General features: G+C 67.7%; 23 protein-coding genes. 17 read left to right on the top strand and 6 right to left on the bottom strand.

Going from position 1 to position 22,971, the window contains the following annotated elements; translation table 11 throughout:
• Positions 1-50: 50 nt before the first annotated feature.
• Positions 51-1,679 (top strand): hypothetical protein, encoded by a 1,629-nt coding sequence (locus tag BLV57_RS40930; RefSeq protein WP_245757738.1) that lies wholly within the window; start codon positions 51-53, stop codon positions 1,677-1,679.
• 53 nt (positions 1,680-1,732) lie between these two features.
• The gene (locus tag BLV57_RS40925; RefSeq protein ID WP_091299704.1) at positions 1,733-2,452 is read left to right on the top strand and encodes a lysophospholipid acyltransferase family protein; all 720 of its coding nucleotides are present in this window, start codon (positions 1,733-1,735) and stop codon (positions 2,450-2,452) included.
• A 113-nt stretch (positions 2,453-2,565) separates the two neighbouring features.
• Here BLV57_RS40925 and BLV57_RS40920 read toward each other — a convergent pair whose 3' ends face one another.
• Positions 2,566-3,381 (bottom strand): HAD family hydrolase, encoded by an 816-nt coding sequence (locus tag BLV57_RS40920; protein WP_245757734.1) that lies wholly within the window; start codon positions 3,379-3,381, stop codon positions 2,566-2,568.
• 55 nt (positions 3,382-3,436) lie between these two features.
• On the opposite strand from BLV57_RS40920, the gene BLV57_RS40915 reads away from it, so the two are divergent.
• Complete coding sequence (locus tag BLV57_RS40915; RefSeq protein WP_091299698.1) at positions 3,437-4,330, top strand: LLM class flavin-dependent oxidoreductase; 894 nt, start codon at positions 3,437-3,439, stop codon at positions 4,328-4,330.
• A gap of 243 nt (positions 4,331-4,573) precedes the next feature.
• On the opposite strand, the gene BLV57_RS40910 is transcribed toward BLV57_RS40915, so the two are convergent.
• A complete protein-coding gene (locus BLV57_RS40910; protein WP_091299695.1) occupies positions 4,574-6,547 on the bottom strand; it encodes a DUF6541 family protein in 1,974 nt (657 codons plus the stop codon).
• An 86-nt stretch (positions 6,548-6,633) separates the two neighbouring features.
• Here BLV57_RS40910 and glf point away from each other — a divergent pair, with 86 nt between their 5' ends.
• From glf to BLV57_RS40885, 5 genes are all read left to right on the top strand, one after another.
• Positions 6,634-7,857, top strand: coding sequence for a UDP-galactopyranose mutase (glf, locus tag BLV57_RS40905; protein WP_091299692.1), 1,224 nt, complete (start codon positions 6,634-6,636; stop codon positions 7,855-7,857).
• A complete protein-coding gene (locus BLV57_RS40900) occupies positions 7,850-8,353 on the top strand; it encodes a phosphatase PAP2 family protein (protein WP_091299690.1) in 504 nt (167 codons plus the stop codon). The genes glf and BLV57_RS40900 overlap by 8 nt, the downstream gene beginning before the upstream one ends.
• The gene (locus BLV57_RS40895) at positions 8,353-9,309 is read left to right on the top strand and encodes a decaprenyl-phosphate phosphoribosyltransferase (protein WP_091299688.1); all 957 of its coding nucleotides are present in this window, start codon (positions 8,353-8,355) and stop codon (positions 9,307-9,309) included. The genes BLV57_RS40900 and BLV57_RS40895 overlap by 1 nt, the downstream gene beginning before the upstream one ends.
• A gap of 91 nt (positions 9,310-9,400) precedes the next feature.
• Positions 9,401-9,844: a hypothetical protein gene (locus BLV57_RS40890; RefSeq protein WP_245757733.1), complete on the top strand. Its 444-nt coding sequence runs from the start codon at positions 9,401-9,403 to the stop codon at positions 9,842-9,844.
• A 67-nt stretch (positions 9,845-9,911) separates the two neighbouring features.
• A complete protein-coding gene (locus tag BLV57_RS40885; protein WP_091299685.1) occupies positions 9,912-11,420 on the top strand; it encodes a hypothetical protein in 1,509 nt (502 codons plus the stop codon).
• Here BLV57_RS40885 and BLV57_RS40880 read toward each other — a convergent pair.
• A complete protein-coding gene (locus BLV57_RS40880; RefSeq protein WP_091299684.1) occupies positions 11,417-11,932 on the bottom strand; it encodes a YceI family protein in 516 nt (171 codons plus the stop codon). The genes BLV57_RS40885 and BLV57_RS40880 overlap by 4 nt on opposite strands.
• 99 nt (positions 11,933-12,031) lie before the next feature.
• Here BLV57_RS40880 and BLV57_RS40875 point away from each other — a divergent pair, with 99 nt between their 5' ends.
• Positions 12,032-13,006 carry a hypothetical protein gene (locus BLV57_RS40875; RefSeq protein ID WP_091299682.1) on the top strand — a complete coding sequence of 325 codons (975 nt, stop codon included), beginning with the start codon at positions 12,032-12,034 and terminating at the stop codon, positions 13,004-13,006.
• Positions 13,007-13,097: 91 nt separating this feature from the next.
• Here BLV57_RS40875 and dprE2 read toward each other — a convergent pair whose 3' ends face one another.
• Both dprE2 and dprE1 read right to left on the bottom strand, forming a co-directional pair.
• Positions 13,098-13,853 (bottom strand): decaprenylphospho-beta-D-erythro-pentofuranosid-2-ulose 2-reductase, encoded by a 756-nt coding sequence (gene dprE2 / locus BLV57_RS40870; RefSeq protein ID WP_091299680.1) that lies wholly within the window; start codon positions 13,851-13,853, stop codon positions 13,098-13,100.
• Positions 13,850-15,220, bottom strand: a complete 1,371-nt coding sequence (gene dprE1 / locus BLV57_RS40865; RefSeq protein WP_091299678.1) for a decaprenylphosphoryl-beta-D-ribose oxidase — start codon at positions 15,218-15,220, stop codon at positions 13,850-13,852. Before dprE1 ends, dprE2 begins: the two co-directional genes overlap by 4 nt.
• Positions 15,221-15,310: 90 nt before the next feature.
• Between dprE1 and BLV57_RS40860 the strand changes: the two genes are divergently transcribed.
• Both BLV57_RS40860 and BLV57_RS40855 read left to right on the top strand, forming a co-directional pair.
• Positions 15,311-15,775, top strand: a complete 465-nt coding sequence (locus BLV57_RS40860; RefSeq protein ID WP_091299676.1) for a GtrA family protein — start codon at positions 15,311-15,313, stop codon at positions 15,773-15,775.
• Positions 15,776-15,781: 6 nt separating this feature from the next.
• Entirely contained in the window at positions 15,782-17,713 is a 1,932-nt protein-coding gene (locus BLV57_RS40855; protein ID WP_091299673.1) for a glycosyltransferase, read from the top strand.
• A gap of 49 nt (positions 17,714-17,762) precedes the next feature.
• Here the strand turns inward: BLV57_RS40855 and BLV57_RS40850 are convergent, their stop codons facing one another.
• Complete coding sequence (locus BLV57_RS40850) at positions 17,763-18,002, bottom strand: hypothetical protein (protein WP_091299671.1); 240 nt, start codon at positions 18,000-18,002, stop codon at positions 17,763-17,765.
• A gap of 140 nt (positions 18,003-18,142) precedes the next feature.
• Here BLV57_RS40850 and BLV57_RS40845 point away from each other — a divergent pair, with 140 nt between their 5' ends.
• The 6 genes from BLV57_RS40845 to BLV57_RS40820 all read left to right on the top strand — a co-directional run bounded on the left by BLV57_RS40845 (position 18,143) and on the right by BLV57_RS40820 (position 22,971).
• Positions 18,143-18,907 carry an ESX secretion-associated protein EspG gene (locus BLV57_RS40845; RefSeq protein ID WP_091299834.1) on the top strand — a complete coding sequence of 255 codons (765 nt, stop codon included), beginning with the start codon at positions 18,143-18,145 and terminating at the stop codon, positions 18,905-18,907.
• Between the two features lie 113 nt (positions 18,908-19,020).
• Entirely contained in the window at positions 19,021-19,479 is a 459-nt protein-coding gene (locus tag BLV57_RS40840; RefSeq protein ID WP_091299668.1) for a hypothetical protein, read from the top strand.
• A gap of 18 nt (positions 19,480-19,497) precedes the next feature.
• Positions 19,498-20,049 (top strand): DUF3558 domain-containing protein, encoded by a 552-nt coding sequence (locus BLV57_RS40835; protein ID WP_143047294.1) that lies wholly within the window; start codon positions 19,498-19,500, stop codon positions 20,047-20,049.
• A gap of 9 nt (positions 20,050-20,058) precedes the next feature.
• Positions 20,059-21,489: a hypothetical protein gene (locus BLV57_RS40830; protein ID WP_091299665.1), complete on the top strand. Its 1,431-nt coding sequence runs from the start codon at positions 20,059-20,061 to the stop codon at positions 21,487-21,489.
• A gap of 136 nt (positions 21,490-21,625) precedes the next feature.
• A complete protein-coding gene (locus tag BLV57_RS40825) occupies positions 21,626-22,144 on the top strand; it encodes a YbaB/EbfC family nucleoid-associated protein (RefSeq protein WP_091299664.1) in 519 nt (172 codons plus the stop codon).
• A gap of 11 nt (positions 22,145-22,155) precedes the next feature.
• Positions 22,156-22,971, top strand: a complete 816-nt coding sequence (locus tag BLV57_RS40820) for a WXG100 family type VII secretion target (RefSeq protein WP_091299661.1) — start codon at positions 22,156-22,158, stop codon at positions 22,969-22,971.

Genomic DNA, 22,971 nt, shown 5'->3' with positions numbered 1-22,971 from the left:
CTTCACAACTCGGCATCACTTGTCCGGAGGGTGAGGATCTGTTGGTCTTCGTGATGATCGGCGGGTGGGCTCTGCTCGCCGTGTTCGTCCTCGCCGCGTGGACCCGGATCAGGGCCGACAAGACCTGGCGTGTCTGGGCTTTGCTGCTGACGCTCGGGTTTTCGCTGCTGCACCAGCTGCTCTACTCGACGGTCGCCGACGACGCGTTCATCACCTTCCGCTACGCCCGCAACATCGCCGAGGGCTACGGCCCGGTGTTCAACCCAGGCGACCACGTCGAGGGTTATCCCGCGTTCCTGTGGCTCGTGCTGGTGAGCATGCCGAAGGTGCTGTTCGGCTGGGACATCGTTGTCACGGCCGTGGTCTTCGGCATCATCGCGGCGCTGGGCTCGGTGCTGCTGACGTACTTCGTGGTCAGCCGGATCGTCGGCGACGCGCGTCAGGCCGACGACGGCAGCGCGAAGGCGCTCGGGGTGCTCGCCGCGGTGCTCACGGCCGCGGCCGGCGGGCTCGCCGCGTATGGCGGCTCCGGGCTCGAGACGTCGTTGTACGTATTCATCCTGGTGGCGGTGGTCTACGCGCTGGCCGCGCATCGCCCGGTGGTCGCGGGCGTGCTGGCCACGTTCGCCACGATGACCAGGCCGGAAGGCGTTTTCGTCGTCTTCGTCGCCGGGCTGTGGCTGCTGTACTCGGCGATACGCAAACGCACCAGCTGGTGGGCGCCCGCCGGGTATCTGCTCGGCGCGCTGGTGTTCGCGGTGCCGCGCGCGGCGTGGCGGGAGACTTTCTACGGGCACCTGCTGCCGAACGTCGTGGTCGCCAAGATCGGCGGCCCGCTCGGCTGGCGGCTCGAAACCGGCTTCCGCTATCTGTCCGGCTTCAGCTTGGCGCACCTGGGTTTCCTGCTGCTCGGCGTCGCCACTCTCGGGATGTTGCTGCGCAATCGCGCGGCGGGCCCGCACGAGGCGCGTGGCCGTTCGCTGGTCTGGTTCGTGCTGGCGCTGATCGCCACGCAGCTCGTGATCGTGCTGCTCACCTCGGGTGCGGACACCTCGCCTGCCTGGCGGCTGTTCGCGCCGATGCCGCCGCTACTGGCGGTCGCCGCGTGCGCCGCGTTCGGCGTCGTGACGGCCACCCGCCCGGTGCGGGCCGTCCCGGCCGTCGCTCTGGTCCTGGCGGGCGCCGCGGTGGTCGCGTCGGCGTTGAGCCCGCACATGCTCCCCGGGATGCACGACTGGCGCACCCAGACCGCCGAACGCGAGCAGGTCGGCGACTGGCTGCGCGACCGGCTCGCGTCCGGCACGGTGATCGCGGTGTACTCCAGCGGCGCGGTCGCGTACCACGTCGGCATGTCGATACTGGTCATCGACGTGCTGGGCGTGACGGACGACCACATCGCGCGCCAGGGCACGCGCACGGAGGCCTCGAACTACCTCCCGACGGACTTCGAGTACGTGGTGAACAGGCGGCCGGCGCTCGCGCTCGCGACCGCCGAGGCGTACACCGCCTCGCAGCACTGCGCGATCGACCCGTCCTACGCGCCGCAGTACGGGGTGGCGACGTACAAGCGGCTGGACACGGGCAAGTGGGTCACCCTGTATCTGCGCAGCGACCAGTACCAGACGTTGAACGCGCAACTGAGTGCCGATGACCGGTATCAGTTCGTCCCATGCCCCTGATCAGTGGCGTTCAGCACGGTTACCAGAAACCTACGGTGCCGTAACCTTGCTGGATGGCTGAGTTCGTGTACCCGCCCGTCATCCTGGCGGCCAAGACCATGTTCCGCGTGCTCGACAACCGGATACGCGTGGAGGGCGCGGAGCACATCCCGGCCACCGGCGGCGCGGTGATCGCCTGCAACCACGTCAGCTATCTCGACTTCATCTTCTGCGGCCTCGGCGCGCGGCCCGCCAAGCGGCTGGTGCGCTTCATGGCCAAGAAGGAGATCTTCGACAACCGCATCGCCGGGCCGCTGATGCGCGGCATGCACCACATCTCGGTCGACCGCAAGGCCGGGCTCGCCTCCTATCGCGAGGCACTCGAAAAGCTCAAGGCCGGCGAGATCGTCGGCGTCTTCCCGGAGGCGACGATCAGCCGGTCGTTCACGGTGAAGGACATCAAGTCCGGCACGGTCCGGATGGCGTCGGCCGCCCAGGTCCCGATCATCCCGATGGCGCTCTGGGGCACTCAGCGCCTCTGGACCAAGGGCCACCCCAAGACGCTGACCAAGCGCCACGTCCCCATCTCGATCCTCATCGGCGAGCCCATGCACGCCGCACCCGGCGAAGACGCCGAAGTCCTCAGCAAGGAACTCCGCCGCCGCATGTCCGCCCTGGTCGACAAAGCCCAGGCCGAGTACCCCGACAAGCCCGCCTCCGAAGCCGACCGCTTCTGGCTGCCGGCCCACCTGGGCGGCACCGCCCCCACCCCCGAGGAAGCCAAGGACCTCTAACCCCGGGAAAAAATCCAATGTGGCATTGGTCAGTTTTCATGCCGCCAATGTGGCTTTCGTCAGCTCGAACCTGACGAAAGCCACATTGGGATTTTTTTCCCCGGATCCGCAGGTCAGAACCAGCGTTCGAGGACCTGGGCGACCCCGTCCTCCGAGTTGGGGGCGGTGACCTCGTCGGCGGCGGCGATGGCCGAGGGGTGGGCGTTGGCCATGGCGACGCCGTGGCCTGCCCAGCGGAGCATCTCGATGTCGTTGGGCATGTCGCCGAACGCGATGACCCGGTCGACGCCGACGCCGAAGCGCTCGGCGACCTCGGCGAGGCCGGTGGCCTTGGTCACGCCGTGCGCGGACAGCTCGATCAGGCCGCCGTCGGTCGAGTAGGTGACGTCGACGGCGTCGTCGAGCACCGCCGAGACCGCTTCGGCCATCTCGCCCGAGGTCATGCCGCGGGCGCTGACCAGCACCTTGATCGCGGGCAGGCCGAGGATCTCGCCGCGCGGGGTGGTCGCGCCCTCGCCGTCGCCCCACGGGTTGTGGTAGTCGGGCTCGATCACGAAATTGCGGACGTCGGGGTCGAACGCGCTGGTCCCGACGCGCTCGGCGGCGATGCGGCAGCCGGGCAGCGCCTTGTCGAGGGTGGACGCGATGTCGTGCAGCAGCATCGGCTCGAGCGTGCCGTGCACGGCGACGATGCGGTCGGCGCCGATGTCGTAGAGGACCGCGCCGTTCGCGCAGACCGCGTAGCCGGTCAGGCCCGCTTCCTCGGCGACGCGGGGGATCCAGCGGGGTGGACGGCCGGTGGCCAGCACGAACGGCACACCGTCGTCGAGCACCCTGGCGATCACGTCGATGGTGCGCTTGGTCAGCGTCTCGGTCGGCGCGAGCAGGGTGCCGTCCACGTCGGACGCGATCAACTGAGGTTTCTCCACTTGGTCATTCTCCCCGACCGGCGCGGTGTCGTACCCAGCCGCTAGCTTGACGAATGTGCGCGTTGGAATCGTGATCCTTCCGGAAGACCGTTGGTGGGCCGCCGAGCCCAAGTGGAAAGCAGCCGAGGAATACGGCTTCGACCACGCCTGGACCTATGACCACCTGGCATGGAGAGATCTCGCCGACGGGCCCTGGTTCTCGGCCATGCCAACGTTGACAGCCGCCGCCATGGTCACCTCCCGCATCAAGCTCGGCACCTTCGTGGCGACGCCGAACTTCCGCCACCCGATCCCGTTCATGCGCGAGCTGACCACGCTCGACGACATCTCCGACGGCCGGTTCATCCTCGGCGTCGGCGCCGGTGGTGGCAAAGCCCACTACGACACCGAGGTGTTCGGCGAGCCGATCGGCACGGTCAAGGAGCGGACCGACCGGTTCTTCGAGTTCGTCGCCGCGCTCGACGGCCTGCTGGTCAACGACAAGTTCGACTTCGAGGGCGAGCACTACAAGGGCGTCGGCGTGCGCAACCTGCCCGGCTGCGTGCAGCGCCCGCGGCTGCCGTTCCTGATCGCCGCCAACGGCCCGCGCACGATGGGGCTGGCCGCCCGGTTCGGCAGCGGCTGGGTGACCACCGGCAAGATCAAGCCGGACACGCCGGAGGAGTGGTGGCGCGACATCGCCGAGCTCGCCGCCAAGTTCGACGAGAAGCTCGAGGCCGAAGGCCGCGACAAGACGAAGATCGCCAGGTACCTCAGCCTCGACGCGTCACCGCTCTACTCGCTGTCGAGCGTCGGCGCGTTCACCGACGCGGCAGGCCGCGCGGCGGAGCTCGGCTTCACCGACATCGTCACCCACTGGCCGCGCTCGGACGGTTGGTACGAGGGCCGCGAGCTGGTCTTGGAGCAAGTTGCAAGTGACGTCTTGCCCACCCTGCAGGCCCAGCGCTAGTCCGATCGGGTGACAGTGCCGATCAGAGGAAACCGATTTCCGGTCACGGACGTCAACTGGTAGAACACAACAGGGGGAAGCGGGAGTGATCCCGCACACGAGTTCACCCCGGGGGTGAATGGGGGACGGTGGCTCTACTGGCCACGGCAGGGGCAGCCGTGGCCAGTAGAGCCACTACCTGTTTGTGGCGGGATAAAGCGGGCTTTATCCCGCAGCGGAGTAAAGCCCGCTTTATCCCGGTTACTACTTGATGATCGTGTAGATGACCGCGTTCGGGTTCGCGTACTCGCGGCGCAGGAAGTCCAGGCCGTCGAGGTCACGCAGGCCGGGCGCGCGGTGCATGTACGGCTTGATCGAGCCGTGGCCGAGGAACACCCGGTGGATGTTCAGCCGCTTCACCGCCGCGCGCACCTCGGGATCGGTGTCGAACTCACGGAAATGATCGGCCAGGTATTCGGCGTCCTTCGGCGGGACGCCGGTGTCGTAGTGGCCCGCGGTCGGCTTGATGCCGGTGATCGCATACACCCACGCCGAGCCGTCGACACGGTCGTTGAGCACGCGCTCGTCCGGCCCGACGCCCAGCTTCTGCAGCACCGCCATGGCCTCCAGCTCGTACGCGCTGATCGGCTGTTCGCGGTCCTTCGACTCCGGCCCGTTGTGGTACAGGAACGCGACAGCGGTCGCGTTGGCCTGCGTGTAGAAGCCCTGGGTCACCACGCCCATCGCGATCAGCACGAGCACGGCCGACGCCAGCCCGAGCCTGGCCGGCACCCGCGGGTTGTCGCGGACCCAGCTCCAGTGCGAGACGGCCTTCGAGAGCCACCGCTGGATCTCGGCGAGGCCGTGCCCGGCGAGCAGGCACAGCGGGATCGCGGCCAGCGCCATCAAGCGGTAGCGGTCGTTCCACCACGGGCGGGACAGCGTGATCACCCACGACACCCCGCCATAGCAGGCGACCAGCACGAACATGAACGAAAGAATCAGCGCCGACGCCGCGATCCAGCGCATCTTGCCGAGCGTCAGGAAGCTCAGGGTCCCGATGACCAGCAGCCCGGCGAGCCACAGCTGCGGCTGGTTCAGGATCTGGCGGAACTTCAGCAGCTGGTTCAGCGCCTCGGTGACCTCGATGTTCGACGCCCACGGGGTGTACGGGTACGCGCTGGAGGTGAATCCGACCGCGCCCAGCACCTGCAACGCGGCCAGCACGCCGCTCGCCGCCATCACCGGCAGCATCCGCAGGATGTCCTGGCCGACGCGGCCTTCACGCCGGATCCAGCGCTGCACCACCATCGGGAACGCGAACAGCATCGCGCCGAACAACGCGCTCGAGTGCGCGCACAGCAGCCCGACGGCCGAAAGCGCCAGCACCATGCCGGTGTCGACGGCGGGCCGCACCAGGTAGCGCTGCAACGCGACCGCGGCCAGCGGCGTCAGCACGATGCCGAGCGCGAACGGCAGCAGGCCGCTCGACACCGATTCGTACGCGCCGGTCGTCGCCGCGCCAGCCACGATCGCGACCGAGCCCGCGAACACCGCGCGGCCGCCGAACTGGCGGATCATGGTCACCATCGAGAGCGCGAAGATGCCGGCCACCGGCACGGTGATCGCGTTCAGCGTGGCCGGGATGGTCGCGCCGGACAGGTTGTAGACCAGCGCGCCGACCAGGTGATACGCGTTCGGGTAGAACGAGCCGTCTGGGTACCAGTTGATGGTGCCCATGCCGGTCAGCGAGCCGTCGCCGGTGTCGGCGATGTAGCGGATGCCGTTGGCGTGGAACACGGTGTCCCAGCGCTGGAAGACCGCGTTCGGCCCGCCAGAGGCGGAGAGCACCACGATCACCGACAGCACGGTCGCCAGCACCACGCAGGCCGCGACGGCCAGGTGCGCGCGCCTGGTCCAGGGCAGCGGCGGCCGGTCGGCGAGCGCCTCGCCGGGGATCCAGCCGCGGCGCAGGCCGAACGCGCGGACCCCGTAGGCGGCGCCTGCCAGCAAGAGCGTGAAGGCGGCGGCCGTGCCGACGTTGTACGGCAGGCCGACGAGCGCGAGCCACGGACCGGCGAGTCCGGTCGCGGTGTAGGTCAGCAGTGGCGCCAGTCCGGCCAGCGCCCAGCCACGCAACCCGGCCGACCAGCCGATCAGGCCGCCAGGGACCGCCAGCACGACCAGGTAGATGCTGATCGCGCTCGAATAGGTCCAGAACGTGTCCGGTGTTGGCACTGCAGGTCCCGCTCGTCTAGTTACTGTGCGTCGTGATGTCAAGGGCTGTGCGGATGACGGTGCGCACTTGCGTACCCTGACAGCCCGTGAGCGCGCACACGAACCCCGCCCAGATTACTGAAGACGATTTCACCGGCTACGACCTGATCGTAGTTGGCTCCGGTTTCTTCGGCCTGACCGTGGCCGAACGGGCTGCCACGCAGCTCGGCAAGAAGGTCCTTGTGCTGGAGCGGCGCCACCACATCGGTGGCAACGCCTACTCCGAGGCCGAGCCCGAGACCGGCATCGAGGTGCACCGCTACGGCGCGCACCTGTTCCACACCTCGAACAAGCGGGTCTGGGACTACGTCACCCAGTTCACCGAGTTCACCGGCTACCAGCACCGTGTCTTCGCGCGCGTCAAGGACCAGGTCTACTCGTTCCCGATGAACCTGGCGCTGATCAACCAGTTCTTCGGCAAGTCCCACACCCCCGACGAGGCCCGCGAGCTCATCGCCAAGCAGGCGTCGGAGTTCCAGACCGACGCGGCGGAGAACCTCGAGGAGAAGGCCATCTCGCTGGTCGGCCGTCCCCTCTACGAAGCCTTCATCCGCGGGTACACCGCGAAGCAGTGGGAGAACGACCCCAAGAACCTGGGCGCGAACATCATCACGCGCCTGCCGGTCCGCTACAACTTCGACAACCGGTACTTCAACGACACCTACGAGGGCCTGCCCGTCAACGGGTACACCGCGTGGCTCGAGAAGATGGCCGAGCACGAGAACATCGAGATCCGGCTGAACGTCGACTACTTCGACGTGCGCGAGCACATCCCGGCGGGCACCCCGACCGTCTACACCGGACCGCTCGACCGCTACTTCGGCTACTCCGAGGGCCGGTTCACCTGGCGCACGGTCGACTTCGAGTCCGAGGTCGCCGAGACCGGTGACTTCCAGGGCACCTCGGTCGTCAACTACAACGACGAAGAGGTCCCCTACACCCGCATCATCGAGTTCCGGCACTTCCACCCGGAGCGGGACTACCCCAAGGACAAGACGGTCATCTTCCGCGAGTTCTCCCGCTTCGCCAAGGAAGAGGACGAGCCTTACTACCCGATCAACACGCCGGAGAACCGCGAGAAGCTCGAGGCCTACCGCGAGCTGGCCAAGGTCGAGGCGCGCGAGCGCAACGTGCTCTTCGGCGGTCGTCTCGGTACCTACAAGTACCTCGACATGCACATGGCGATCGGCTCGGCGCTGTCGGCCTTCGACAACAAGATCGCGCCGCACCTGACCGATGGCGCGCCGCTGGACGGTTCGCTCGATGGCTGAGATCGCCCTGCTGGCGAAGGTGCAGGGCGTGCTCGCACGCCCTGCCACCATCAAAGCCGCCCGCGGCATGTCCCACTTCGGTGAGCACAGCGCGGGCTGGTTCGCGGCGGGCCTGATCGGCGCCGCCGTCGACAAGGAGCGGCGCCGTGAGTGGCTCATCGCTTCGGCCGGGGTGGTGGGCGCGCACGCCGCGTCCATCGCGATCAAGCGGGTCGTCCGGCGGCCCCGCCCCGACGACCCGGCTGTCGAGGTCCACGTCGGAACTCCCAGCAAGCTGAGCTTCCCGTCCTCGCACGCGACGTCGACCACGGCGGCGGCGGTGCTCTACTCCGGATTGACCGGGCGTAACCTGGTGCCCGCCCTGGTCCCGCCGATGCTGGCCTCGCGGCTGGTACTCGGCGTGCACTACCCGACCGACGTGCTGGCGGGCGCTGTGCTCGGCGGGGCACTCGGGGGCATCCTGCGCAAGAGGTTCCGGCTTGAGGGAAAGCGCTAGTGAGCGAAGCACCGAAGACAGCGACGAGCGATGACGTCGAAGAGGCACCTGCCGTGCCGGAGCCATCCTCGGGTGGGCCGGTGAAGCTGGTGCGCGGCGTCATCAAGACGGCACGGCCCAAGCAGTGGGTGAAGAACGTGCTCGTCTTCGCGGCGCCGTTCTTCGCCTTCGCGACGGCGACGAACCGCAAGGAGATGCTGTTCGCGGCCATCATCGCGTTCATCGCCTTCTCGCTCGTCGCGTCTTCGGTGTACCTCATCAACGACGCGGTCGACGTCGAAGCCGACCGGCAGCACCCGACCAAGCGGAACCGGCCGATCGCGGCCGGGATCGTGCCGGTGCCGGTCGCGTACGCCGCCGCGGTCGTGTTCTTCGGCGCCGGGCTGGGTATCTCGTTCCTGGCGAGCTGGCAGCTGGCCGTCGTGCTCGGCGTTTACGAAGCCGTTCAGCTCGGCTACTGCTTCGGCCTCAAGCACCAGCCGGTGGTCGACCTGGCCATCGTCGGCTCCGGCTTCCTGATGCGCTCGGTCGCCGGTGGTGTCGCCGCCGGTATCGCGATGTCGCAGTGGTTCCTGCTGGTCACCGCGTTCGGCTCGCTGTTCATGGTGGCGGGCAAGCGGTACGCGGAGATCATGCTGTTCGAGCGGACGGGTGCGAAGATCCGCTCGTCGCTGAAGAAGTACTCGGCGAGCTACCTGCGGTTCGTCTGGGCGACCTCGGCCGCGATCCTGATCATGTCGTACTGCCTGTGGGCGTTCGAGCTGCGGGAGAAGGCCGACAACTCGGTCTGGGCCGTCGTCTCGATGGTGCCGTTCGTGGTCGCCGTCCTGCGCTACGCGGTCGACGTCGACAGCGGGAACGCGGGCGAGCCCGAAGAGATCGCACTGCGTGACCGGGTGCTGCAGGTACTCGGCGCCACCTGGGTGGTCACTTTGTTCCTTTCGTTCTATCTGTAATCGACAGGTTCAGCACAGCCGAGGCACAGGAAACCGAGTCACCCTGGATTGTGGGAGCGCGGACGTTCCCCGGGAGATCCAGGAGTGCACGATGACCGAACCGCAGGACAAGCCGCAGAACAAGGCGGGGGAGCAGGCTGCGTCCGAATCGCCGACGGTGGAGACGCCCGCGGCCCAGCCGGAGCATCCGGTGACCGAGACCGCCGAGACCAAGGCGGAGGCGCCCGCCGGACCGCCGCCCGTCGCCGGGCCCCCGCCCGGATATCAGGCCGCTTACCCTCAGCAACCGCGTGAGCCTGGCAAGTTCAAGCGCTTCGCGGGGCATCGGGCGACCCAGCTGGTCGCCGTCGGTGTGCTCGGGCTCGTGATCGGTGGCGGGATCGTGGGCGCCGCGACCGGGTTCGGTCACGGCCACGGACCCCGCGACGGACGGGCAGGCATCCACCGTCAGCACGACGGATTCCCAGGTGGGCCCGGGTTCCATGGCCCGGGCCGTGGCGCCGACGCGCGACCGGGCGGCGAGTATCACCGCTGACCGGGGTGGCCGAGGTCACGCCGAGTAGGTAACGAAAACATCACGGTAACCGTGTACGGTGACCGGGATGCGTTCCGCTGCTGCTATCGCCGAAACCGTGGCCACCCGGCCCGCGGTGACCGCCCGATCGCTGGTGCCCGCCGGCGTGGCCGCCGTGTCCGCGGTGCTGTTCACGCTGGCGCAGCCGCACCTCATCGACGACGCGTACATCACGCTTTCCTATGCGAAGAACCTCGCTTTCCACGGCCACTGGGGCCTGATCGAACACGGCACGGCCAACACCGCCACCTCGCCGCTGAACGTGCTCGCCGTCGCGGCGCTGACGTTCGTCTTCCGCGACGCGGTCTTCGCGGCGGGCGTGCTGTTCGTGGCGGCCCAGGTGGTCACCTACTTCGGACTGCGCCGGATCGGCGAGCACACCGGCCTGCCGCGCTGGTTCGCGCCGCTCGCGACCATGCTCCTGCTGGCCAACCCGCTGCTGGTGTCCTCGATCGGCCTGGAGCTCCCGCTCGGCATCGCGGGGCTGAGCTGGCTCATGGTGGCCTTCGCCGAACGCCGACCGGTCGCGTTCGGCCTGGCGGCAGGCCTGCTCGCGATGGTCAGGCTCGACCTGCTCGTGGTGGTCGCGGTGCTGTTCTTCGCGCGCCGGAAGTTCTGGGAAGGCATCTGGCAGACGTTCTTCACGGCGCTCGCGGTGACGCTGCCGTGGTTCCTGTTCAGCTGGCTGGGCCTGGGCTCCGCGGTGCCGGACACGCTGATCATCAAGACGCTGCAACGGTCATGGGGACCATGGAGCGTGACGAACGGCCCGCTCGTCTACTTCCGGCACTTTCCGCTGAGCACCGCGCTTTCGTTCCTGCCGCTGCTCGCAGGCGGAATCGTCGGTCTACTGTGGACAGTAGTGGCGCTGCGCGGCTCGAAGCCCGCGCGGCGGCTGCTTCCCTTTGCCGCCTTGGCTCTCGGCGGAGCACTGCACTATCTCGTGTACTCGTTGCTGGAAGTGCCGCCGTATCACTGGTATTACGGCCCGAGCATCGCCTGCGCGACGATCTTCCTCGCCGCGACGGTGGCCGCCGTGCCGCGCCACCGCATGCCCGCCGCGATCGGCGTGGTGGTGATGGCCGCCGCGAGCGTCGCCGTCTACCTCTCGCCGGGCCTGCCGCGTGAATTCGCGCCGATCACCAGTAACCACGCCACTTCCGAGCAGTATCGCGCGATCGGCGAGGAACTCGGGCGCATCGCGAACGGCCGCGTGGTGCACAGCGCGGGCGAGATCGGCGCTCTCGCGTACTCGTGTGACTGCACGATCGTCGACCTGTTCTCGGATCGTGGCGCGGTCGGCCCGGAGATCAACGAGAGCAAGAACCGTAGCGGCCCGCTCACCCGCGCGCTGATCGACGCGAACTTCCGCTTCCTGGACCAGAGCGTCCCGCCGACCACACCGGATCTGCTGCTGGTGGAGTCGACGGACAACCCGCCCGCGGGCACCATCGCGGGCTGGAAGATCTCGTCGCCGTGGACGGGCGAGCAAAACCTCTATCTGACGACCGCGCCGGAAAACGGGCTTATCGGCTAGGGGTTCGCGACGGCGGTGACGTCGACGATCAGCTTCAGCTCACGGCCGCCGAGGCTCGCCATGGTGTCGATCCCGTACTCGGTCCGGTCGACGCTGGTGGTCGCCCGCGCGGAGAACACGCCGTCGGCGTAGGTCGCGCGCTCGGGAACGATGGTGATCTTGCCGGTGGCCTGCTGGACGTGGAGGACGCCTTCGAGCAGCCAGCCGTCGCCGTGCGGGCGCACCCGTCCGGACCGGAAGCCGATCACCGGATATTGCGCGGTGTCGAGGTAACGGCGTGAGCGGATCTCGACGTCACGCTGCCGATTCCCGGTGTCGAAGCTGTCCGCGTCGATGTCCGCGTCCACCATCGATTCCTCGAGCGGGTCACCGACGATGATCCGGCCACTTAAAAGCGCGAAGCCACCACGCACGGTCAGCCCGAACAGATGCTTGCCGGAAAAAGTCACCCGGGAGCGAGCCGGGTCGATCGTGTACACGCCGGGCGGCGGGATTTCTACGGCCGCGCTCACCGCGCCAGACTACGTCACGAGTGGGTATTTCGACCGTGTGGAAGTCGCTCGAAACGGTGAAATTCTTCGAGACGCATCGCTGGGTCGAGAGGAGTTGTCGTGTCCGCTGGAAGCTACAGCGTCCTGCCTGCCGAGGTTCGCATGATCACCAGCACGGTGGAGAGCCTGAGCTCGTCGGCACTGTCCACCGTGCGTGATCTGGAGACGCTCGTGATCGACGTGCTGTCGTTCGCGGGGATCGGCGCCAGTGTCGCGTCGGCGAACACGGCACTGCAGTCGCAACTCGTCGGAGGCTTGAGCAAGTTCATCCACCTGATCAACGACATCAACACGGGCGTGCGCGCCGTGGTCGACGGCTACACGGCCGCCGATGAGGCCACCGCCCGCGCTTACGGCGGCCAGCAAGGCCAGCAGGGCACTCAAACCGCTCAAGCCCAAGCACCAGCCGGTGCGGCGGCCGGTGGAGGCGCCGCGGCCGGTGGCGCGCCTCAGGTGGTACCGCAGCAGCTCGACCCGCGCGTGGTCGACTCGATCATGCGCTCCGAGGGCGTCGGCGGCGAGCAGGGTGGCGTGCGCGAGGCCTACGGCTTCCGCGAGAGCATGCACAACGGCTACGACCGGATCATGGCCGCGCGCAACCAGTACGGCGTCGGCAGCGCGGAGGAACGCGCCGTGGTCAGCGAGCTGATGACCGCCAACGCCCGCCGCGCGGGCGCGCTGCACTTCACCGACGCCGGTGTCCAGGCCGCGATCATGTCCGGCGCGCACATGCGCGGCGCCGGCGGCGTGCAGGCGATCATGAACCACATGGCGGGCGCCGACATCGTCCAGAGCGGCCGCCTGTCCCAGGACGCCATCACGCACATCCAGGGCCTCACCCCAGAGCAGTTCCAGCAGGAGTTCCGCGACGCCCGCCTTGAGTACGACCGCGAGATCTACGGCGACACCACCACCCGCCAGGGCGGCCACACCGCCAACTGGTGGGACCGCTACGGCACCGGCCTCACCAACCGCTACGACCGCGAGCAGCAGGAGTTCCTCAACCTGGGCCGCCAACCCCAGCGCCAGCCGTAAAAAAATCCCAATGTGGCTTTCGTCAGCTTCGAGCTGACGAAAGCCACATTGGCTGGTCGAAAACTGACCAATGCCACATTGGGATTTTTTTCTAGAACGGGAGCTTGCGGAAGATCGGGCGCGGGACGTGCCGCAGGACCGACATGACCAGGCGGAAGGCGCCGGGAGCCCAGACGAGCTCCTTGCCCGCGCGGGCGGCCGAGACGGCGATCTCCGCGACCTGCTCGGCGGTCTGCGCGAGCGGGGCCTCCTTGAGACCCTCGGTCATCTTGGTCTTCACGTGCCCGGGCCGTACGACCGTGACCCGCACGCCCGACGGCGCCAGCGCCTCGCCGAGGCCCAGGTAGAAGCCGTCGAACCCGGCCTTGGTCGAGCCGTAGACGAAGTTCGACCGCCGCACGCGCTCACCGGCGACCGACGACAGCGCGATCACCTTGCCGTGGCCCTGCGTCTTCAGCTTGGCCGCCAGCGCGACACCGACCGAGACGGCCGCGGTGTAGTTCACGGTCGCCAGCTCGACGGCCTTCGCGTGGTCCTGCCATACCTCTTCGGGGTCGCCGAGCAGCCCGAACGCGACCACCGTGATGTCGATGTCGCCACCCTCGAACGCCTTGTCCAGCACGGCGGGGTGCGAAGCGGTGTCCTTGGCATCGAAGTCCACAGTGGACACTTCGGCGCCCTTGTCCTTCAGCCGCTGTGCCGCGGCTTCGAGCCTGGCCGACGGGCGCGCGGCCAGCACGACCCGCAGCGGGCGCTCGGTGAGGTACTGCTCGGCGATCGCCAGCGCGATGTCCGAGGTGCCGCCGAGCAGCAGCAGCGACTGGGGGTTACCGACAGCGTCAATCACAGTTCGAGCCTCCGGCTCATGTCCGAGGCGAAAACGCCATCGGGGTCGACGGAATTGCGGATCTTGCGCCACTCTTCGAGGCGCGGGTACATCTTGTGGAAGGTCTCGGCAGGCAGCCGCGAGTCCTTCGCCGTGTACTGCCTGCCGCCCATCTCCAGCACGCGCGCGTCGAGCTCCAGCAGGAACGAGCCGAGCCCGCGCTTGACCGGGAAGTCTACGCAGATGTTCCAGCCCGGCATCGGGAACGACAGCGGCGCGCGATTGCCCTCGCCGAAGCGCTTGAACACGTTGAGGAACGACACGTGCCCGGACTCGGCGATCCGGCGCACGATCCGGCGGAACTCGTCCTCGGCCGCGAACGGCACGATGAACTGGTACTGCACGAACCCCTTCGACCCGTACGCGCGGTTCCACTCCCCGAAGAGGTCGAGCGGGTGGTAGAACGCGGTCAGGTTCTGGATCACGCCGTGCGCCTGCTTAGGCGTCTTGCGGTAGTACAGCTCGCCGATCGCGCTGAAGGTCAGCTTGTTCGCCAGCCCGTTCGGGAAGATGTCCGGCAGCGTCGCCAGCTGCGGCGCGTCGAACTTGAGCGGGTCGGCCCGCAGCTTCGGCGGCAGCTCGTCGAGCTTGGCCAGCGAGCCTCGGCCGAACGCGGCGCGGCCCAGCTTCGGCCCGGTCGAGATCGAGTCGAACCAAGCCGACGAGTAGTCGTAGTTGTCGTCCGAGCCGTTGGCGAACAGCTCGATCGTCTCGTCGAGGTTCTCGGTGCGGTCGTTGTCGGCGAGGAAGTACGCGGTTTCGGTCTTCGTCATCGCGACCTTGGCGCGCAGGATGATGCCGGTCAGGCCGTTGCCGCCGACGGTCGCCCAGAACAGGTCCGACTCGGGGCCCTCCGGCGTGAGGGTGTGCACGGTCCCGTCGGCGAGCAGCAGGTCCATCGAGACGACGTGGTTGCCGAAGCTGCCAGCCGAGTGGTGGTTCTTGCCGTGGATGTCCGAGGCGATCGCGCCACCGATGGTCACCTGGCGTGTTCCCGGCAGTACCGGGACCCACAGCCCGAACGGCAGCGCCTCGCGCATCAGCTGGTCGAGGCTCACCCCGGCGTCGACGTCGACGACCGCGCTGTCGGGGTCGATCGAGTGGATTCTGGACAGCGGGGTCATGTCGACCACCAAGCCGCCCGCGTTCTGCGCCGGGTCGCCGTAGGACCGGCCGAGGCCGCGCGCGATGACTCCTCGCGGACCGGCCTGGGCCACCGCGCGGGCGATGACCTCCACGTCAGGCGTGCTCAGCACGTCCGCGATCGTGGGAGCCGTGCGTGCCCAGCCGGTTAGTGTGCGCCGTTCGATATAGGGTCCATCGGTCACTCGACCAGGGTAACCACGCCCGGAATGTTCCTCTTAGGTGACCGCTTCTACACTTCCCCTATCAATCAACCCCGGTAATGAGGTAGTGCAGTGGTGGCGACCGACCCCCATGCGAACGCGACGGCCGCCAAGCCGTCGGGTCCTGGGCTGCTCGGGCAGCTCATCCGCTTCGGCCTCATCGGTGGTTTCTGCGCGCTCGTCGACTTCGGTGTTTACCAAGGTCTGCGTGCGCTGGGGATGGACGCGACGCCGTGGGTGGACGTCGCGCGGGCGATCAGTTTCGTCGCGGGCACCACGACCGCGTTCTTCCTCAACCGCAAGTTCACCTTCGCCGGCGGCCGCCAGGGCGGCGCCGGTCAGATCGGTGGCTTCATCGCGCTCTACACGGTGACTTTCTTCGTCGCGGTGGGCATGAACCGCTGGATGCTGCACCTGCTGCCCGAGTCCGTGTGGAAGACCACACTGGGCTGGGTGGTGTCGCAGGCAACCGCGACCGTGATCAATTTCGTCATGCTCAAGTGGGTCGTCTTTCGTGAAAAAACAGAGGAGAACTGAGGATCTATGCCCGGTAAAGCAGCAGCCGCAACCGGACAGGCCGCGGTGAAACCGGCCCCGAACGGTCACGCGGAAACGACCTTCGCCGAGCACATCGCGACGGGGCGGCTCACCGCCCAGCGCGGTCTCTACGCCGGCCCAGCCCCCATCGTCAGCAAGGACCTGTACTCCGAGCTGGAGTTCGGTTCGGTCGCGCGCGAGCGGGCCGAGATCACCCTCGAGCCGGGGACCAAGGTCACCGGCAACACGTACTTCGGCCGCTTCCCGGCCAGCTACTGGCAGCGCTGGACGCACGTGAAGGAGGTCACCGTCGAGGCAGTCGTCACCGGTGACGGCACCCTCACGGTCGGCGCCTCCGACGTCGAAGGCGACGCCCGCGTCGTCGCGGCCGAGATCGTCAAGGGCGCTTCGGCGACCAAGTTCACCCTGACCGCGAAGCTGGACAAGTTCTACGACGGCGGCGCGCTCTGGCTCGACCTCGAGACCGAGGCCGGGCAGACGCTGAAGGTCGAGCAGGTCCGCTGGACCGTCGAGTCGCCGGAGAAGATCCGCCCGACCGCGGTCACCATCTGCACGATGAACCGTGCCGACGACTGCCTCAAGAACCTGCAGGCGCTCGCCGGTGACATCTCCTCGCTCGACACCCTCGACGCGATCTACGTCGCCGACCAGGGCACCGACCGCGTCGACTCGCGTGACGGCTTCGAGCAGGTCGCCAAGGACCTCGGCGCCAAGCTGCACTACATCACCCAGCCGAACCTGGGCGGCGCGGGCGGCTTCACCCGCGGCCTCTACGAGGTCGCCGGGCACACCGCCACCGAGCACGCGAACGTCCTGTTCATGGACGACGACGTGCTGCTCGAGCCGGACCTGGTGATCCGGATGACCGCGTTCTCCAACCGCACGGTCGACCCGGTCATCGTCGGCGGCCAGATGCTGAACCTGCTGCACCCGAACCAGCTGCACGTCGGCGCCGAGTACGCCAACCTGAACACGCTGGAGCCCGGCAAGCCGGTCGAGCACAGCCTCTCGACCGCCGACCTGCTCGGCATCGACGAGGAGACCCTCAAGCCGAACCGCCAGGAGCGTCGCCTCGACGCCGGCTACAACGGCTGGTGGAGCTGCCTGATCCCGTACGAGATCGTCAAGGCCATCGGCTACCCGATGCCGTTCTTCTTCCAGTGGGACGACGCCGAGTACAGCTACCGCGCCCGCGGCGCCGGCTTCCCGACGGTCACCCTCCCCGGCGCCGGCGTCTGGCACGCCGACTTCCACTGGAAGGACTGGGACGAGTGGCACCGGTACTTCAACCTGCGCAACTCGATCATCACCGCGGCGCTGCACAGCCCGTTCAACACGAACCTGGTCGCCCGCGTGCTCGCCGCGCAGGTCGTCCGGTACCTGCTGGGCATGCAGTACGGACTCACCGCCACGCTGATCAAGGCCGTCGAGGACTTCCTCGAGGGCCCCGAGATCCTGCGTGACGGCGGCGTCGCCGCGATGAAGGAGATCCGCCGGATCCGCGACGACTACCCGGAGACCAAGCGCTACAACGCGACCGACGTCCCCGGCATAGCGTCCAACGACATCGGCATCCTCAACAGCGCGCCGCGGCCGTCGCTGCAGCGCGTGATCCTGCTCAAGCGCGTCCTCGACCGGATACTCGGCCGTCACCGCCACGCGCTCGGCGCCGTGCCGACCGACGAGGCCAACTGGTGGCACATCTCGCTGTTCGAGACCGTGGTCGTCACCGACGCCTCGCAGGAGGGTGTGCGCGTCCGCAAGTACGACCGCGAGAAGATGTTCACACTGGCCAAGCGCGCGGCCAGGGTCATCAACCGCCTCCGCAAGGAAGGCACCGCGGTCAAGGAGCAGTACAAGCGCGCGACGCCGGAACTGACGTCGCGTGAGAACTGGAAGCGGCTCTACGAGCTCTGACGGTCTTGCTTGAGGGCCCCCTTCGCTTCGCGCGGAGGGGGCCTTCGCGTTAGTTCAGCCCGAAGACCTTCTTCCGGTTGAGGTCGTCGACGTAGGCGACGGCGACATGGGCGAAATTGATGGTGACGGTCGAGTTGTCCTTGGTCACCACGGATTCGACACCACCGGCCTTGACCAGTTCGCTCAGCTTTTCGCCGAGCTTGTCGGACGAGTCGATCGGAAGCGCGAACATCAGCGGTTCCCCGCCGGTGGCGAGGTGCAGCACGAGAGCGGGTTTTTGATCAGCCATGGGTCCATCGGACCAGCGTGGGCCGGGTGGCGGCAACTCGGTTCGCTACCGGCTGAGCGGATCCGGTGGCAGCCTGCGGTCGTCACGGCGGGTGGACTACCGTGTTTTTCGAGCTGATGAAACCCCAGGGGGCCTGGTCGATGTCGTACACGTTCTCGCTGTCTTTGGCAGCCGTGGACATTCTGCTCGAGTACACCAAATACGGGCGCGCGCCCGTCCCGTTCCAATTGCCGCACATCGGCACCACGTTCACCCAGCGCGGACAGGTCCGCGGCGCGGTCTTCCGCGACCTCGAAGGCCGCGGCCTCATGCGCAACGGCAGGCTTGACGGCGACATCGAGATCGCCCTGTCCACCTTCGTGAACTCACCGATTTCGATTTCCGCCGCCGCCAAACTCGACGGCGACAAAGCACTGTTCGCCCGCGTCGCCTCCAACGGCCAGTACGCGGTGGTCGTCCGCCAGGACGAGAACCTCCTGGTCTTCGAGGAGACCCGCCCCACGGCCATCGTCCCCTCGATCGTCGACCTCCTGCCCCTCACCCCGGCCGCGGCAGGCCAATCGGTCACCATCGCCCGCCCGGCCCCCCGCCCCCGCCGCGACGACGGCTACGACGCCTTCGCGGGCGTGACCGGCCCCAGATCCCAGTCGACCAGCCAGGTCCGCATGGTCGAGCGCATCTTCGAGAAGCCCAAGCTCCGCGTCGGCCAGTTCACAGTCGGGGTCCGCGGCCGCGACAACCGCCCGGTCGACCTGAGCCCCCTGGTCTGGTTCGACACCGAGGCGGGCCGCTACATGATGACCTCCCGCGATGCGGCCGACGGCCAGCGCTGGCTGACGTACGCGCCCGCGGACAACGCACGGGTCGCCCAGCAGCTGTATTCGCAGCTCGAAGGCTATTTGTAGGCCGTTTGGAACCGGTGTGTCTTCGGGTACGTCTGATCAAACGGTGATCGCGCGCGGTGCCGGGCTAGTAGACTTCCCGGCAACCGTGCACAGGGCAATGACGTGGGGTGACGATGAGTTTCGTACCTGATCCGGGGCAGGGCGGTACCGATTTCGGCAGCATGGTCGGGCTGGTCAGCACCGGCGGCGTCAGCGCCAAGGCCGTCGAACAAGCCAAAGCCGAGGCGGCCAAGCTTGTCGACGCCGCGAAGTCGGGCGGCTTCAAGATCAGCGAGGAAGGCGTCAAGCCGCTCCGCGAAGCGATCGCCCAGATGCAGATGGACCTGCTGCAGCTTTCCCAAGGGACCACTTTCTTGAAGCAGGCTCCGAGACTGGGCAGCCATCCCTATGGCCACACAGTGGCTCAGCACGATCAAAAAGGCGCTGCCGACGACGTCAACTCGGCCGGCGCCGTGCTCGACCAGTTCAAGACCGTGCTCGAACTTGCGACGGAAGCCTTGGACCGGGCATCCGGAAAGTACAAGGCAAATGAGCACGCGGTGGCCGACTCGATCAAGACGATTCAAACCTGAGGAATTGTGACTCTCTGCATGCGCATGATCGTGGTCGCCGGTGTAGCACTGTTGTCTATCGCGGGCTGCTCGACAAAAGAGCCGGGTACGGCCCAGCCGTCGCCGGGTGCCCCGGCCACCGCAGTGAGTCCGTCTGCCAGCCCGAGCGGGACTGCCGGCAGTGACTCGCCGATTTCCTCGCTCGACCCGTGCTCGTTGCTGGACCCTGCCGCCTTCACCGAGTTCGGCACGTTCGGGAGCCCGACGCCGGACACGAAACCTGGCGCGCGCGTCTGCAATCTGTTCAGGCCACCGGCGTCGGGCGACCAAGGGCTGGCCATCGGCGTGGCTGTTCGTGACAAGCAGGGACTGGCCGACGCGAACGACCAAGGGGCAGGCAAGACCGAAGGCAGTTTCAACGGCCGCAAGGCGCTGCTGATCCCGGACCCTGGCCCGCATTGCGTGATCGCGCTTGAAGTGACCGCGCACTCCAGGGTCGACGTGGTCATCACCGGTTCGGACCCGCAGCAGTCCTGCAAGGTCGCTGATAAGGCCGCGAACATCGTCGAACCGAAGTTGCCGAAGGCCTAGGGGGCTCAGATGACCACGCAACGGACGCCGGAGAAGACCCAGCAGGAAGTCGCCGACATGGCGCCTGCCGAGCGCGACGCCTACTTGCAGCGGAAGGCGGCCGAGGGTGTCGCCGAAGACAGCTGGATGTTCGACATCATCGCGCAGATCAAGGCCAACGCTGCCGCGAGGAAGCAGTCTCAGGCAGTAGGTGACGCCAACGAAAGGGCGGCGACCACCGGCCATGACGTCCAGTATGTCCAAGGTCTCCAGCCGTCGGACGCGAACTACCGCGGCAATGACCACACCCAGCTGAAGGCGTTTCTCGACAGCAATCTCGACGTCGAGCAGGTGTCCAACGTCTCGACCGCTTATCACCAGGTCCACAAGGCTTTCGAGGATTTCTCGAAGACCATGACCCAAGCGGTCAACGCCTCAAAGGGTGAATGGGAAGGCTCATCGGCGGACTCGGCGCACGGGTATTTCACGAGCCTCGCCAAGTGGTCCGACGCGAACTCCCAGAACGCGAAGCTCGCCTCGGAAACCCTGTACGACCAGGGCACGGCGGCGTCCAACGCCAAGAACCAGATGCCCAACCCGATCCCGTTCAACTGGAACGACGAGTTCAAGGACTGGGTGACCTCGAACCCGTTCAACATGGGCGAGAACATCGACAAGTCCATCCAGAAGCAGAAGGACAGCCAAGCGGCCCACGAAGAGGCCGCCGGCGTCATGTCGAAGTACGACAACGAGCTGTACCAGTCCGCGTCGAAGCAGCCCGCGTTCGCGGAGCCGCCGAAGTTCGGTGAGGGGACCGGCACCAGCGGGGACACGGGCAAGGACACCGGGCGGTCCGGCGACAGCAGCTCCAGCTCTGGCTTCAACACTGGCAACTCGGGGAACACCGGCAGCAGCTACACGCCTGGTGCGACGCCGAGCGCTCCGCCGCCTGTGCACGGACCTGGCGCGACGACCGGGGCCGGGCAGGTGGCCGGTGCGACCTCGGCTTCGTCGTTCGTGCCGCCGACGCAGAACCCGAACCCCGGGCCCAATCCGAACCAGAACCAGAACATGATGCCGATGGCACCGCCCATGATGGGTGGCGGCAGCTTCGGCCCTGGTGGTGACAACGAGTACAACTCGAAGACCGGTCGCGGTGGCGGCTTCGGGCCGGGTAGTGGCTCGTCGTCCGGTGCCGGAGCGCAGGGCGCGGGCAACAGCTCGGGTGCGGCCAGGCCCGGTGGGGTCGGTGCGGCCGAGTCCGCGGCCGGTCGTGGGCTCGGGGGTCCGGGTGCCGCCGGCCGTGGTGGGCCTGCCGGGATGGGTGGCATGGGCCGTGGCCAGGGTGGCAAGGGCGAAGAGGACCAGGAGCACCAGCGGCCGACCTACCTCGTCGAGGGCGACCCCGATGACGTGTTCGGCAGCAACGCGCGAACCGCGCCGCCGGTGATCGGCGAATAAGTTCCACGTCGATGCCCCCGCCTTCACCCGAGGCGGGGGCATTTTCGTTCGTAAAGGATCCGAGCGGCGGGGAACCGGTAGCTTGTTCCTGCGCTCTGAGGGTGAGAGCTGGGGTGATGGAACGAGAGGGTGGGCGATGACGCCGGAAGAATGGCTGGCGAACTTCGACGCGAAGATCGCCGACGTGCAGGCGAAGGCCGCCGAGTTCCAGGAGAACCTGGAGGCGTCCAGCGCATCTGAGGCCAATCAGGACGGCTCGATCCGCGTCACCGTCGCGCCGAACGGCTCTCTGACCGACCTGCACCTCGCCGACTCCGCTGTGCAGGGCAAGTCCGGCTCGAAGCTCGCCGAGGAGATCCTCAAGCTCGCCCGCAAGGCGCAGCGCTCGGCCGCGGTGAACGTCGCCGAGGCGTTCAAGCCGATGGGAGCCGACTCGGAGGCCATGCACATGGTCACCGGCTACATCCCGCCGGAGGAGCCCGAGGAGCCGGAACCCGCAGGTCAGCCGCCTGAGCGGCAGCTGTTCGCGCATGAGGAGCCGGAGCAGCCGCGCCAGGCGCCGCCCACCCCGCCACCACCCGCCCGCCCACGCCGACCTCGTCCTGACGACGAGGACGACGACTTCGGCGGCGGCTCGATCCTGCGTCGCGACTGAGGGAGACAGCTATGACCACCGCGACTTCCGGAGCGGGCATCTTCGACACCTACTCGGGGCTGGTCGACTCGATCACCGCCGATTCGGAAAACGAAGGCATGCAGGTGTGCAACGTGGCGATCAGCGCCGCGAGCGCGGTCGTCGACACCGTCGGCGCCGCCATGGACCCGCTGGGCGCCGTGCTCAACGCGGGCGTCGGCTGGATGCTCGAGCACATCAGCTTCCTGCGTGAGCCGCTCGACGCACTGCTCGGCAATCCCGACGAGATCAACGCCAACGTCGACCAGCTCAAATCCGCGGCCGTCGAGATGAAGACGATCGCACAGGAGCACCGCGAAGACCTCAAGGCCGTCGCCGAGTGGGAGGGCGACGCCGCGGACAAGTACCGCGACAGCCTCACCCAGATGGCCGAGGAACTCGAAGCGCTCGGCAAGACGCTCGACGGCACCGCCGCCATCGCGGGCATCTCCGGCATGCTGGTGACCACCCTGCGCGGCATCGTCTTCGGCCTCATCTCCAACGTCATCGCCGAGCTCATCCGCGACGCGCTGATCGCCGCGGCCTCGGCCGTCGTCACCTTCGGCAGCTCGATCGCCGCCTTCCTCGGCGTCGCCTCGGCCCGCGCCGCCGCCACCGCGGCGAAGATCTCGGGCAAGATCACCAAGCTCCTGTCGGGTTTCGCTCGCCAGGGCACCCGCCTCGCCAAGCTGGTCCAGGCCATGGAGAAGATCACGCAGGGCCTGGACCGCTTCGCGACCGTCGGTGGCCTGGCCATGGGCGCCTACGACGCGGTCAAGCCGTACGACGTCCCGCCGGCGGGTGAGTAG

It is taken from the genome of Amycolatopsis xylanica, assembly GCF_900107045.1.
GTDB lineage: Bacteria > Actinomycetota > Actinomycetes > Mycobacteriales > Pseudonocardiaceae > Amycolatopsis > Amycolatopsis xylanica.
Note: the sequence above shows the minus strand (reverse complement) of the source record. Positions and strands in the feature narration are given on the sequence as shown.

Excerpts from the sequence above, each read along its gene's own strand:
- BLV57_RS40820 (WP_091299661.1), top strand. The coding sequence starts at position 22,156 with ATGACCACCGCGACTTCCGGAGCGGGCATCTTCGACACCTACTCGGGG.
- BLV57_RS40840 (WP_091299668.1), top strand. The coding sequence starts at position 19,021 with ATGAGTTTCGTACCTGATCCGGGGCAGGGCGGTACCGATTTCGGCAGC.
- BLV57_RS40845 (WP_091299834.1), top strand. The coding sequence starts at position 18,143 with ATGTCGTACACGTTCTCGCTGTCTTTGGCAGCCGTGGACATTCTGCTC.
- BLV57_RS40830 (WP_091299665.1), top strand. The coding sequence starts at position 20,059 with ATGACCACGCAACGGACGCCGGAGAAGACCCAGCAGGAAGTCGCCGAC.
- BLV57_RS40885 (WP_091299685.1), top strand. The coding sequence starts at position 9,912 with ATGCGTTCCGCTGCTGCTATCGCCGAAACCGTGGCCACCCGGCCCGCG.
- BLV57_RS40825 (WP_091299664.1), top strand. The coding sequence starts at position 21,626 with ATGACGCCGGAAGAATGGCTGGCGAACTTCGACGCGAAGATCGCCGAC.
- BLV57_RS40850 (WP_091299671.1), bottom strand. The coding sequence starts at position 18,002 with ATGGCTGATCAAAAACCCGCTCTCGTGCTGCACCTCGCCACCGGCGGG.
- BLV57_RS40855 (WP_091299673.1), top strand. The coding sequence starts at position 15,782 with ATGCCCGGTAAAGCAGCAGCCGCAACCGGACAGGCCGCGGTGAAACCG.
- BLV57_RS40835 (WP_143047294.1), top strand. The coding sequence starts at position 19,498 with ATGCGCATGATCGTGGTCGCCGGTGTAGCACTGTTGTCTATCGCGGGC.
- BLV57_RS40900 (WP_091299690.1), top strand. The coding sequence starts at position 7,850 with ATGGCTGAGATCGCCCTGCTGGCGAAGGTGCAGGGCGTGCTCGCACGC.
- BLV57_RS40890 (WP_245757733.1), top strand. The coding sequence starts at position 9,401 with ATGACCGAACCGCAGGACAAGCCGCAGAACAAGGCGGGGGAGCAGGCT.
- BLV57_RS40925 (WP_091299704.1), top strand. The coding sequence starts at position 1,733 with ATGGCTGAGTTCGTGTACCCGCCCGTCATCCTGGCGGCCAAGACCATG.